The sequence below is a fragment of the Microvirga thermotolerans genome (assembly GCF_009363855.1).
Taxonomy (GTDB): domain Bacteria; phylum Pseudomonadota; class Alphaproteobacteria; order Rhizobiales; family Beijerinckiaceae; genus Microvirga; species Microvirga thermotolerans.
This window is the reverse complement of the sequence record NZ_CP045423.1, coordinates 3,540,929-3,553,576: the sequence shown is the minus strand read 5'-3', so window position 1 is coordinate 3,553,576 and position 12,648 is coordinate 3,540,929. Positions and strand designations below refer to the sequence as shown.

The 12,648-nt window shown below is 64.6% G+C and carries 11 protein-coding genes; 4 read left to right on the top strand and 7 right to left on the bottom strand.

Features of this window, described 5'->3' with window-relative positions; all coding sequences use genetic code 11:
* Position 1: 1 nt before the first annotated feature.
* The 5 genes from GDR74_RS16865 to GDR74_RS16845 are packed head-to-tail and all read right to left on the bottom strand — an operon-like array spanning position 2 to position 4,922.
* The gene (locus tag GDR74_RS16865) at positions 2-1,069 is read right to left on the bottom strand and encodes a Gfo/Idh/MocA family oxidoreductase (protein ID WP_152587383.1); all 1,068 of its coding nucleotides are present in this window, start codon (positions 1,067-1,069) and stop codon (positions 2-4) included.
* A gap of 14 nt (positions 1,070-1,083) precedes the next feature.
* Positions 1,084-2,211, bottom strand: a complete 1,128-nt coding sequence (gene nagA, locus GDR74_RS16860) for an N-acetylglucosamine-6-phosphate deacetylase (protein ID WP_152587382.1) — start codon at positions 2,209-2,211, stop codon at positions 1,084-1,086.
* Positions 2,211-3,257: an SIS domain-containing protein gene (locus tag GDR74_RS16855; protein WP_152587381.1), complete on the bottom strand. Its 1,047-nt coding sequence runs from the start codon at positions 3,255-3,257 to the stop codon at positions 2,211-2,213. Before GDR74_RS16855 ends, nagA begins: the two co-directional genes overlap by 1 nt.
* The gene (locus GDR74_RS16850; protein WP_152587380.1) at positions 3,250-4,032 is read right to left on the bottom strand and encodes a GntR family transcriptional regulator; all 783 of its coding nucleotides are present in this window, start codon (positions 4,030-4,032) and stop codon (positions 3,250-3,252) included. The genes GDR74_RS16855 and GDR74_RS16850 overlap by 8 nt, the downstream gene beginning before the upstream one ends.
* Positions 4,029-4,922: a glucosamine kinase nucleotide-binding domain-containing protein gene (locus tag GDR74_RS16845; RefSeq protein WP_152587379.1), complete on the bottom strand. Its 894-nt coding sequence runs from the start codon at positions 4,920-4,922 to the stop codon at positions 4,029-4,031. Before GDR74_RS16845 ends, GDR74_RS16850 begins: the two co-directional genes overlap by 4 nt.
* 362 nt (positions 4,923-5,284) lie before the next feature.
* Here GDR74_RS16845 and GDR74_RS16840 point away from each other — a divergent pair, with 362 nt between their 5' ends.
* The 4 genes from GDR74_RS16840 (at position 5,285) to GDR74_RS16825 (ending at position 9,560) form a co-directional block, all read left to right on the top strand.
* Positions 5,285-6,574, top strand: a complete 1,290-nt coding sequence (locus GDR74_RS16840) for an ABC transporter substrate-binding protein (RefSeq protein WP_152587378.1) — start codon at positions 5,285-5,287, stop codon at positions 6,572-6,574.
* 96 nt (positions 6,575-6,670) lie between these two features.
* A complete protein-coding gene (locus GDR74_RS16835) occupies positions 6,671-7,600 on the top strand; it encodes a carbohydrate ABC transporter permease (protein WP_152587377.1) in 930 nt (309 codons plus the stop codon).
* Between the two features lie 7 nt (positions 7,601-7,607).
* Complete coding sequence (locus tag GDR74_RS16830) at positions 7,608-8,441, top strand: carbohydrate ABC transporter permease (RefSeq protein WP_152587376.1); 834 nt, start codon at positions 7,608-7,610, stop codon at positions 8,439-8,441.
* Positions 8,442-8,468: 27 nt separating this feature from the next.
* Positions 8,469-9,560, top strand: a complete 1,092-nt coding sequence (locus GDR74_RS16825) for an ABC transporter ATP-binding protein (protein ID WP_152587375.1) — start codon at positions 8,469-8,471, stop codon at positions 9,558-9,560.
* A gap of 29 nt (positions 9,561-9,589) precedes the next feature.
* Here the strand turns inward: GDR74_RS16825 and GDR74_RS16820 are convergent, their stop codons facing one another.
* Positions 9,590-9,883, bottom strand: coding sequence for a DUF2218 domain-containing protein (locus GDR74_RS16820; protein WP_152587374.1), 294 nt, complete (start codon positions 9,881-9,883; stop codon positions 9,590-9,592).
* A 179-nt stretch (positions 9,884-10,062) separates the two neighbouring features.
* On the bottom strand, positions 10,063-12,363 hold the full coding sequence (locus GDR74_RS16815; protein WP_152587373.1) for a putative bifunctional diguanylate cyclase/phosphodiesterase: 2,301 nt from the start codon (positions 12,361-12,363) through the stop codon (positions 10,063-10,065).
* Positions 12,364-12,648: the final 285 nt, after the last annotated feature.

The window sequence follows — 12,648 nt, the reverse complement described above, 5'->3', positions numbered from 1 at the left end:
GTCAGAGGCCGACGACGCGCCCGGTGCGGACCGACTCGTCCGCCGCCAGCACGATCCGCAGGGACCGGACGGCGTCGTTCATGTGATCGGTCAGGTCCAGGTCCTCGTCGATGGCCCGGAGCAGGAAGCGCTGCTCACGCTCGCAGAGGGCGTCGTGATCGGGCTCGTCCGCCGTGTCGATGGGTTCGTCCCTTCGCGCGAAGCGGCCATCGGGGTCCAGGTCGGCATGATGGAGAAGGATGCGGTTGGTCTTCGTATGGGCGTTGATGTCGTCCGACTTCATGCCGCCCGCCGTCTCGGTCATGACGATGCTGACGCTGCCCTTCGGCCCGATCACGTCCTTCACGAAATAGGCCGTCTCGCTCATCATCGGCCCCCAGCCCGCTTCGTACCAGCCGACGGAGCCGTCCTCGAAACGGACGTGCAGGTGGCCGTAATTGTACATGCCTGCGGGCATGTCGTCCGTGAGCCGCGCGCCGACCGCGTGAACCTGCACAGGCATCGCGCGGGTGATCTGGCACATCACGTCCACATAGTGCACGCCGCAGTCGACGATGGGCGAAAGGGACTGGAGCAACCGTCTGTGGGCCTCCCAGGCCGCGCCGCTCGACTGCTGGTTCAGGTTCATGCGGAAGACGTGAGGCGAGCCGAGGGTCCGGGCGATCTCGATGAACTTCATCCACGACGGGTGATGCCGCAGGATATAGCCGATGACGAGCTTCCTGCCCGTGCGGCGCGCCGTCTCCACGACGCGCTCGGCATCCGCGACCGTATCGGCGAGAGGCTTCTCGACGAAGACATGGGCGCCGGCCTCCATCGCCTTGATGGCGTAGTCGGCATGGGTATCCGACCAGGTGTTGATGGAAACCACGTCGGGCCTGAGCGCCGCCAGCGCCTCCTCGTAGCGGCTGAAGCGCGGAGCCGAGCGAAGGGTGGGCGGCAGCGGCGTCTCCTCGATGTTGCGGGTGCACAGGCCCGCGATGTCGAACCCTTCGATCCGCTCATAGGCCCGTGCGTGGGACATGCCCATGTTGCCGAGCCCGACCACCAGAACCCGCTTCGCGCCCATGGGAGCCTCCCGTCCTATTCGCCGTCGATCCAGGTCTGCCGCACCTCGAGCGCATCGTCGAGCAGGACGAGGCTGGCCCGGTAGCCGGGCGCGATCCGCCCCAGGTCGCGGTCGAGGCGCAGGAAGGCGGAGGGAACCAGGGACGCCATGCGCAGCGCCGTGTGCAGCGGCAGGCCGAGGCGATGGACTGCGTTGCGCACGGCGCTTGCCATGTCGAGATCGGAACCGGCGAGGGTCCCGTCTTCCGTGGTCAGCCTGCCGTCCTTACGGTAGATCGTGCGTCCGTGGAGAGCGAAGCGGTCGAGGTCCGTGCCGGTGACGGACATGGCGTCCGTGACGAGCATCATCCGTTCCGTTCCCTTGGCGGCGACCGCGACGCGCAGCGAGGCATCGTCCACATGATGTCCGTCGACGATGATGCCGCACCAGGTGTCCCGGCTGTCGAGAGCCGCGCCCACGGGTCCGGGATCGCGCCCGGCGAGGGGCGGCATGGCGTTGAAGAGGTGCGTGAAGCCGCGCAGGCCATGCCGGCAGGCTTCCATGATCTCTCCGTAGCGGCCTGCTGTATGGCCGGCGCAGATCAGGACGCTGGCACTGGCGAGACGCGCAATAGCCTCCGGGCTGTTCATCTCCGGCGCGAGGGTGACGAGGGTGCGCCCCTGAGACAGGGAGGTGAGGATCGCGATGTCCTCGTCCTCGATGGGCCGCATATAGGCCGGGTTGTGGACGCCCTTGCGCTCGGGATTGATGAAGGGGCCTTCCACATGGATGCCGAGGACGCCGGGAACCCGGGCTGCAAGCGCCTGGCGCATGGCGGCGACCGCCTCCGCCATCCTCTCGCGGGTGTCCGTGATGAAGGTGGGAAGCAGGCCGACCGTGCCGTAGCTCCGGTGTGCGGCTGCGATCCGGCGCAGACCTTCGACGTTCCGCTCGTCGTTGAAGAGAACCCCGCCGCCGCCATTGACCTGGACGTCGATGAAGCCCGGCGCGAGGAGCCCTTCCAGCCTGCGCCGCTCGACGCCTGCGGGGAGATCCTTCTCGGACGGAATGGCGATGATCCGTCCGTTCTCGACGACCACGGCCCGGCCTTCGAGCATGTGGTCGCCGTCGAAGATGCGGGCTCCGGTCAAGGCGAAGGTCATCAGACTGTCTCCGTCACCTTGCGCAGGCGCGGGGGATTGTCCGGGTCCCGGCCGCGGGCCTGCGCGATCGCATTCACGAGAGGATAGAAGCTCTGGATCAGCGCCAGCGGCGCGATGAAGGGGTGGAGGCCCTCGAGAGAGGGGAGCGTGACCGTCGCAGGCCCCTCCGCCGCTCCGGCCACGATGACGGGCACGTTCTGCTCGCTCAGCTTCGTCACGAGGTCGTTCACGCCGCTCAAGGTCTCGTCGCGCTGGCTGAGAACCAGGACCGGAAAATGCGCCCCGGCGAGCGTCCAGGGCCCGTGCATGAGCTCGGCGGCGCTCATGGCCTCCGCGTGGATGCCGGAGGTCTCCTTGAGCTTCAGCGCGGTCTCCTGGGCCATGGCGAAGCCGACGCCGCGTCCGACCACGAAGAGATTGTCCGCATCCTTCAGGAGCGGCAGCGCGTCGGACCAGTCGAGCGCGGCGGATTTCGCCAGCGCGTCGGGGAGTCCATCCAGGGCTGCCAGGAGCTCCCGGTCCTCCGACCAGTGCGCCACGAGCTGCAGCGATGCGGCAAGCGCCGCGATGAAGGATTTCGTCGCGGCCACGCTCTTTTCCGGGCCCGCGTGGAGGGGCAGGACGATCTCGCAGGTCTCGGCGAGCGGCGACGAGGTGTCGTTGACGAGCGCGACGGTGAGGGCGCCGTCGGCGCGCCCCGCCTGCGCGAGATTGAGGATGTCGGGACTGCGGCCCGACTGGGAAACGGCGAGGAAGAGAGCGTTGCGCATCCGCGGACGCGCCTCGTACACCGACGTGACGGAGGGCCCGACGGAGGCAGTCACGAGACCGGAATGAATCTCGAGAAGATACTTCGCGAAGGTTGCCGCATTGTCGGAGCTGCCCCGCGCGCAGGTCACCGCGAAGGGAGGCGGCGACGCGCGCAGGCGCCTGCCGAGGTCGCGGCAGAGGTCCGCGTTGATCGCAAGGAGCCGCGCCACGACGTCCGGCGCCTCGCGGGCTTCGCGCAGCATGGCCGTCGGGTTCGAGGGGTTCGGATCAGGCATCGTGTTGGGTCCGGTCAGGCGGGCTGATGGTCAGCTCCGCTACGAAGTCATAGGCATCGCCCCGATAATAGGACGAGGTGAACTCGACCGCTTCTCCCGAGGCGGTGAATGAGCGGCGCTCGATGTAGAGTGCCGGACTCTTCGCCGGCACCTGTAGCAGGGAGGCCTGCTCGTCGGAGAGCAGTACGGCATGGAGCCGCTGCAGGGCCCTGGTCGGCATGACGCCCTGCTCGTGCAGGACCGCATAGAGCGATTGCTTGACCAGAGAGGGGTCCGGCAGGAAGCGGCTCGGCACGACGGCATGCTCGATGGCCATGGGAATGCCGTTGGCGAGGCGGAGGCGGTTGACACGGCTGACCTGGTCGCCCGGCGACAGCCCCAGCGCCATCAGCTCGTTCGGGGAGGCCTGCCCCACGGACCGGCTGAGAAGGACCGCCGATGAGGCGAGGCCGCGGGCCGACATGTCGTCGGTGAAGCTCGAGAGGCGGGACAGGGGCTGCTCCAGGCGCATCTGCGGCGCGATGAAGGTGCCCGATCCCCACCGCTGGACGAGGACGCCCTTCTTGACGAGCCCCGTGATCGCCTTGCGCACCGTCACTCGCGAGACGCCGAGCTGCCTGGCCAGGTCCCGCTCGCCCGGCAGGGCGTCGTCCGCCTTGATCGTGCCCTTGCGGACGGCCTCCTCGATGGATTGCTGAAGCTGGAGATAGAGCGGCGTGGGATTGCTCTCGTCGAGCGGGAGCAGGGCGAGGGCGTCGGCGCTCGGACCGGTCATCGACGCCTCCGGGGAAGCGGTCCTCCGTTCGCCTGCCGGGCGAGGAGGATCGCCCCGTCGAGGGCGTCCGCCTCCGGGAGAGCGACGGCCTCCTGAAGGGGCGGTGGCAGCCAGGGACGCAACGGCTCCGCCAGCCCGCCGAACAGGCACAGGGCGGGCGCGCCCAGGTCGAGGAGGCGGCTGGCGATGGATGCCATCTGTTTCGCGGCCTCCTCGATCAGCTCGATGCCGAGCGGGTCGCGCTGCTGCGCATACCGGAGCACCATCGGCGCATAGCGAGCATAATCCGCCGGACGGGCCTTGCCGACCCAGTCCACGATCGCCTCGGGGCTGTGGCCGAACTCCGCCAGGATTTCATTCGTAAGCGCGCTTGCCGGGATGCGCCCGTCATAGGCCCAGATCGTCCGCCGCAGCGCCTCGCGGCCGATGGCGGCGCCGCTGCCCTCGTCGGAGATCTCATAGCCCCAGCCACCCACATATCGCCGTTCGCCCGCGACGACTCCATAGCCGCACGAGCCCGTTCCGACGATCAGGATCGCTCCGTCCCTGCCGCCGAAGGCGCCGAGCCACGCGGTGTGGGCATCCGTGTCGATGGAGAAGGATGCGAAAGGCGACGGCCGGCTCAGGAGGCGCTCGACGGCGCTCGACTGCCCGGCGCCTGCAGCACCCATCCCGGCATGGATGCGGCCGAGATCCGCCTCCGCGAGGCCGGCCTGGGCGAGCGCCGCCCGGCTCGCGGTGAGGATCGAGCTCCATACCAGGTCCGGGTCGAGCCGGATGTTGGAGGGCCCCCCTGCACCCTCGCCCAGGAGATCGCCCGCCGCGTTGCGCAGCCGCGCCCGGCACTTGGTGCCTCCGCCGTCGATGCCGAGGAAAAGGGAATCAGTCATGGTCGATGGGTCGCGGGAGACTCAAAACGCAATCGCCTTCGGTTCGCAGGCCACCATGCCACTTAATATCCAGTTCGTGAAGGGCGCATTTGGCGGCCGTGCATTCCGCGCAGGCCTCGGCGCCGCGGAGAAAGCGACGCACCAACGAAGGAATATGGAGCCCGGAACCTCGACGGCAAGGCGCTTGCAGGGTCACGAAAGCGGCGATACCAATATGAGGTCTCTTGTCCTCAAATGCTCCGGCGGCGAAAGCGGATCGCTCGGAGCGATACCAGAAGGCGGATCGATCCGCACGGGGCAGGTCCAGGGGTCTGTAGGCGGGCCGTAGCAGGAGCCCGGAGCCTATGTGGAGGATCGCAAGGATGAATCGTGTCGAGTCAAAAGTCTTTCTGAGCCGGGCCGGACGGTTGCTGGCCGCAGTGTCCATCGCCGCTTCCGCCCTGGCCTTCGCTCAGGTCGCTACGGCGCAGACGCTGACGATCGAGAGCTGGCGCAACGACGATGCGGATGTCTGGAACAACCAGATCATTCCGGCCTTCAACAAGAAGTATCCGAACATCAAGGTCCAGTTCAAAGCCGACCCGCCGACCGAATACAACGCCGCCCTCAATGCCCGCCTCGCCGGCGGAACGGCTGGGGATCTCATCACCTGCCGACCCTTCGACGCTTCCCTCGACCTCTTCAAGAAGGGGCATCTCGTCGCCGTCAACGACGTGAAGGGAATCGAGAACTTCTCGGATGTCGCCAGGAGCGCCTGGTCCACCGACGACGGCAAGACGACCTTCTGCATGCCGATGGCATCGGTCATCCACGGCTTCATCTACAACAAGGCGGTCTTCGACGAGTTGAAGCTCACGCCTCCGAAGACCATGGCCGAGTTCCACGCGGTGCTCGACAAGATCAAGGCGGACGGAAAATACACGCCGATCGCCATGGGAACCGCCGATCAGTGGGAAGCCGCCACCATGGGCTTCCAGAACATCGGCGTGAACTACTGGAAGGGCGAGGAGGGGCGCAAGGCCCTCATCGAGGGCAAGCAGAAGTTCACCGATCCCGCCTATGTGGAGGTTTTCAAGGAACTGGCGAGCTGGGCGCCTTACATGGGCGACGGATACAAGTCCCAGAAGTACCCCGACACCCAGAACCTCTTCACGCTCGGGCGCGCCGCGATCTACCCGGCGGGGTCCTGGGACATTCCGATCTTCCGCAAGCAGGCCGACTTCGAGTTCGATGCCTTTGCCCCGCCCGTGCCCGATGCATCCGGCAAGTGCTACATCAGCGACCACACGGACATCGCGCTCGGCATCAACGCCAAGTCGAAGAACATCGAAGCCGCCAAGACCTTCCTGAGCTGGATCGCATCCTCCGAGTTCGCGGACATCTATGCGAATGCCCTGCCCGGCTTCTTCCCGCTCTCGAAGGAGAAGGTCACGGTCAAGGATCCCGTCGCGGCGAAGTTCGTCGGCTGGCGCGGCACCTGCGAGAGCTCGATCCGCAACTCCTACCAAATCCTCTCCCGCGGGACGCCCAATCTCGAGAACGAGCTCTGGAACGTGAGCGCCCAGGTGATCAACGGCACGATGAAGCCCGAAGAGGCCGCCAAGAAGGTCGAGGACGGCCTCGCCAGCTGGTACGAGCCCCACAAGAAGTGATCGCGTCGCCGAACGGGCGGGCCGCCAACGGCGGCCCCCTCCTCAACCATCGGGGCCGCAGCGATGTCGATACAGACCCTTCCGTCGGACCTGCCTATGGAAAGTGCACCGGCACGGTTGCGTTTTCCACTGCACATCGCCGTGTTCCTCGCGCCGGCGCTGATCGTCTACTCCCTCTTCTCGATCTATCCGATCGTCGACACGATCCGCCTCAGCTTCTATGTGGGCGATCAGGAGGGAGCCCGGCACTTTGCCGGGCTGGCAAACTTCAGGACGCTCCTGACCGATCCCGCCTGGTCGGCCCAGTTCTGGAATGCCCTGCGCAACAACCTGATCTTCTTCGCGATTCACATGGTGGTCCAGAACGGGATCGGCCTCGGGCTCGCCATGCTGCTGAGCCTGCCGCACCTCGCCGGCGGCAGCATCTACCGGACGTTGATCTTCCTGCCGACGATGCTCTCGGTGGTGATCGTCGGGTTCATATGGCAGCTCATCCTCAATCCCCTCTGGGGCATCGCGCCGAGCCTCCTGAAGGCCGTGGGACTCGGGAGCTACTTCGGTCCCTGGCTCGGGCAGGAGGCGACGGCCCTGATCGCCATCTCCCTCATTTCCGTCTGGCAGTTCGTCGGCATTCCGATGATGCTGATCTACGCGGCGCTCATCAACATTCCCGACGATCTGTTGGATGCAGCGACGGTGGACGGGGCGGGGCCTTTCAGCGTGTTCTGGTTCGTGCGCCTGCCCCTGATCCTGCCGACGCTCGGCGTCGTCTCGATTCTGACCTTCGTGGCGAACTTCAATGCGTTCGACCTGATCTATGCCGTCAAGGGAGCACTTGCCGGACCGAACTTTTCCACGGACATTCTCGGCACCTTCTTCTATCGCACGTTCTTCGGATACCAGCTTCAGGTCGGCAGTCCCACAATGGGGGCGACGGTGGCGACCGCCATGCTCGTCGTCATCCTGATCGGGGTCCTGATCTACCTTTTCGGCGTGCAGCGGCGGCTGCAGAGACATGCGTTCTGAGGGTGCCATGAACCGAGCGATCAGGCCGGCGCGGGTTCTCGTCCATCTGGCTCTTATCCTTTACACCGTCCTTGCCTTGGGGCCGATCCTGCTGATCCTGATCAATGCCTTCAAGACCCGACGGGCGATCTTCGCCGACCCCCTCGGCTTTCCAGACGCACGCACGTTCACGACCATTGGTTTCGATCAGGTCTTCGCCAAGTCCGACTTCGGGCTCTACTTCCTCAACAGCTTGGCCGTGACCGTCGTCTCGCTGGCCCTGATCGTCCTCATTGGCGCCATGGCCGCGTGGGCCCTGACGGAGTACCGGTTCCGCGGCAACACGATCATTTCCCTGTATTTTGCGATCGGGATCATGGTCCCCATCCGCTTAGGGAGCGTGAGCATCTTGCGGATGATGGTGGAACTCAACCTCGTCAACACCCTCACGGCGCTGGTTCTCGTCTACGTGGCGCAGGGACTGCCTCTCGCGATCCTGATTCTCGGAGAGTTCATCCAGCAGATTCCGAAGGATCTTCGGGATGCCGCCCGGTGCGACGGAGTGAGCGAGTACCGCATCTTCGCAAGCGTCATCCTGCCGCTGATCCGGCCGGCCATCGCCACGGTTGCCGTCTTCACCATGGTGCCGATCTGGAACGACCTCTGGTTTCCTCTCATCCTCTCCCCGGGCGACGGAAAGCAGACGATCACGCTCGGCGTTCAGCAGTTCATCGGGCAGTATGTCACCGATTGGAACGCCGTGCTGGCATCGCTGACCCTGGCCATCGCGCCGGTCCTCGTCCTTTACGTGTTCTTCTCCCGTTACCTCGTCCGCGGCCTTACGGCGGGCGCGGTCAAGTGAAACTCTTCGTTCCCGGGTTAGCACCGCATGGCTGACGTTTCCCTTCACGGAGTGGCGAAATCCTTCGGCCCGGTCGACATCCTGCACAATATCGACCTGAGGGTGGAGGACGGCGAGTTCGTCGTGTTCGTCGGACCGTCCGGCTGCGGGAAGTCGACGCTCCTGCGCATCATCGCCGGGCTCGAGACGGTGAGCGCTGGCGAGATCCGGATCGGGGGGAGACGTGTCAACGAGCTTCCGCCTGCGGACAGGAAGATCGCCATGGTCTTCCAGTCATACGCCCTCTATCCGCACATGACGGTCTACAAGAACATGGCGTTCGGCCTGAAGTTCGCGAGGACCGACAGGGCCGAGGTGGACCGGCGCGTGAGGCAGGCCGCCGAAATCCTGAAGCTGACGCCTTACCTCGACCGCAAGCCGCGCGAACTCTCCGGCGGCCAGCGCCAGCGGGTCGCCATCGGCCGCGCCATCGTGCGCAAGCCGAGCGTCTTCCTTTTCGACGAGCCGTTGTCCAACCTCGATGCCGCCCTGCGTGTCAACACGCGGTTAGAGATCGCCAAGCTGCACCGCGAGCTCGGCGCCACGATGATCTATGTGACGCATGACCAAGTCGAGGCGATGACGCTGGCCTCCAAGATCGTCGTTCTCAATCACGGCCGCATCGAGCAGGTCGGGACACCTCTCGATCTCTATCGCCATCCCCGGAATCTTTTCGTCGCCGGTTTCATCGGCTCCCCTCGCATGAACTTCATCAAGGGGACGGTCCGCGCCGTGGAAGGGAGACGTGCCCTGGTGAGCTTCGCCGGCGTCCAGGCGGAGGTGGACGGGGTCGTCGAGGGCCTGGCGGCCGGCGCCTCCGTCACGGCCGGGATCAGGCCGGAACACTTGGCCGGGCAGCAAAGCGGTGCGCTTTCACTTACAGGCCGGATCGACGCGGTGGAGCGGTTGGGCGATGCGACATATGTCTATATGAAGCTCGCGAGCGGTGAGGACGTGGTGTCGCGGGCTCCCGGCGATGTGAATGCCGAACCGGGAGAAGTCTTCATGGCCGCTTTTGCGCCGCAAGCGATCCATGTCTTCGATGCGGATGGGCGTTCGATCCGTGCGGAGGCTTGCTGAGGGATCTCTTCAGGAATGCGCCCGTGGAATCAGGTGCTGCGAACCCACTTGATCACCGGCTGCTCGCGCCACATGCAGCGCTCCACCTTGAGGCCGATCAGATGCTGCATGCGCGCGAGGGACTGTTCGTCCTCCGCCTCGACGACCAGGGTCAGATAGCGGCTCGACGCCTGCAGGGTGCAATGGCCGAATCCGAACTCCGCCCGTCCCCTGGTGTCCGAATAAGTGGCCGGGTTGCTGAGAGCGAACTGCTTGCAAAGTTGCACGAGATAACGATCGGGCAACTCCGTTCCGATACTGGCCTCCGATCTCAAGGCTGGCATCACAGTTCTCTCGTCCTCAGAAACAGCGCTCCGGGGTGCCTCGCTTCTTCCTGTTGCGAGCGCCTCCAGGCTTCACAAAATGCCTCAATCGCATAGGAATTTTCAATCAGGAATTACAATAAATTGCTAAAAAACGCCAGGGCAAATGCTATATCGTCGATGCGTCGGTGCTGCTTCCTTCAAAGCGGAGGCGCTGTCCAGCCTTGCAGGAAGGCTGGAACGTTTCCCGCCGGCATAGGCGCGGCGAACAGGTTGCCTTGTGCCTGCTGGCAGCCTTTCGACTTCAGGAAACGCGCCTGGGCAGTCGTCTCGACGCCTTCCGCAACCACGGTCATCCCGAGGCTTGCCCCCAGCTCTATGAGGGCAAGTACGATTGCGGCGTTGTCGGAATCGGTTTCAAGATCCCTGATGAAGCTCTGGTCGATCTTGATGTCGTCGACCGGAAACTGCTTGAGATGGATGAGGGAAGCATAGCCCGTCCCGAAGTCGTCAAGCGCGATCCTTATGCCGCTGTCGTGAAACTGCTTCAGGGCCTTCGCAACATGCGCCGTGCTCCGCCCGAGAAAAACCGTTTCCGTGATCTCCACCTCCAGGCGCTCGCGAGGAACGTCCGCTGTGCGAAGGATGTTGAGAAAACGATTGGCGAGCCCGACCCAGTTGAACTGAACCGACGACAGATTGACGGCAACTCGCCCGCAATCGACGTTCTGGCTCAGCCAGCGATGAATATCCGCGCCGACCTGACGCAGCATGGTCTCTCCGATTTCGACGGAGAGTTCCGGATCTTCGAGAGCGCTTGAAAATGCAGACGGCGTCAATATGCCATGCCGCGGGTGGCGCCACCGGGCCAGCGCCTCGAAACCGATCACGCAGCCTGAAACGAGGTCTATCTTCGGCTGGTAGAACGGGACGATCTGCCCGCGCTGCAGCGCCTCCTGAATGCCCTGCACGACCGAAGCCTTGTGCTCGATGCGAAGGCGCATGTCGGGCGAATAGAGGGCGACGCGGTTCTTGCCGCTGGCTTTTGCGGCAGAAAGGGCGAGGCCGGCATCCTTCATCAGATCGGCCGGCTTGTCGTCATGCGCCGGGTACCGTGCGATCCCGATACTGGCATGGCAGGACAGCGTCACGGCGCCATGCTGAACGGGCCGCCCGATTTCGCCGAGAATCCGTTCCGCAAGCATTCTGGCGCGGACGAGCGAATTATCGCCCGTCACGACGAAGGCGAACTCGTCCCCTTCAAGTCTGGCAGCCGTGTCCCCGGCCTGGGCCATGCCGCGCAGGCGTTCTGCCGCGGCCCTCAGAAGTGCATCGCCAGCTTCGTGCCCATGCGTGTCGTTGACGACCTTGAAGTCGTCCAAGTCGATCAGGAGCAGAACGACGGCAGCTTTCTGCCTCTCTGCTTCCGCGAGTTCCAGTTCGAACCGGCTCTGGAAAAGAGCGCGATTCGGCAGGTCCGTCAGCGCATCGTGCCCGGCAGCGCGCCAGGACCGGGCTTCGGCTGCCTTCCGATCGGTAATGTCCACGACGGCAGACATGATGTGCGGCACGCCTCCGAGCTCGAGAAGCTTGCCGGCAAGGAGGACGTTTCGAACGGAACCGTCCGCGAGGCGGATGGTCGTCTCGAAATCGTGGACATGGCCGGACCTTTTTAGCATTTCGAGGAACTTTTGCCGATCGGAAGGGTCGACATAGATCTCGTCGATGGACTGGATTCCCAGTGCGCGCCAGTGCGCTCCGAAGTAGCGCATGCCGGCCTCGTTCGTGTCCACGATGGCGCCGTCCATCCGCACGACGACGAGCGGAATCGGGACGGTCTTGAACATCGTCTCGAACATTGCCTTGCTTTCCGCAATCTCCCCATGTGCCCGTCGAAGGGCCTCCGATACGAACCATTCCGTTCGTCGAAGTCGGTTCGAGCGTATGAGCGCGAGAATGAGGGCGGCGTTCAAAATGGCCACGCCCAGGACGAGCCCGAATGCCGTAGAGCCGTCTCTGCCCGGGTACGTGTAACCGACGAGGAGCATGATGCTGCACGCTGTCCCTGAAACCACGGCCCAGCGAAATGCAGTCGGAACGACAAGGTAGTAGATGGAGGGCAGCAGGAGAACGGCGAAAAGGGCGATTTCGCTGTGGGAGCTGACGAGCCCGGCGACAGCCGGTGCCGTCGTCCATTCCCAGAGGATCATGGCTCTTTGGGCCTGACGGAAGTCGGATGCGCGGCCGAGGAGCCAGAGGCAGAGGAGGGCGCTCAGGACCACGGCGAGGCGCGCCGGTACGGCGACATGAAACTGCGGGGTGCCGAAGAAACGCCAGTCGCTTACGAGGAACAGGATGTTGAGCGCGGCCGAAAGCAGAAAGAGCAGGCGTACGTGCCGTAATGTCTCAGGAAGACGGCTGGCCTGGAAAGCGGCTTCGCGGTCGGAAGCGGAAAACTCGCCGCCGAACAGGGTCAGGGATGGGGAGGACGCTTCCGGCATGAGGTCACATAAAGATCCATCGTCCAGTCAACGTCATCTCGCAAACTTGGGCAAGCGGCAGCCTGCCAGCGAATCCCGCCAAGCTCAAGGGCAATGGAACTCCTGTACGGAATATCTAGATTCGTTCCGGCGCAGGGCTCGGCAGGCCTGCGCGCTCTGCTCGCAAAGGGAATGCAAGGTGCACTTCGGCAGACGAAAGCGGTCTTCGGGCATGCCGGGCCGCGAGGACGGCGCTGCATGGAGCCGTTAACCTTGTTGCTTCATTGAATCTTAAATCCGAATCGT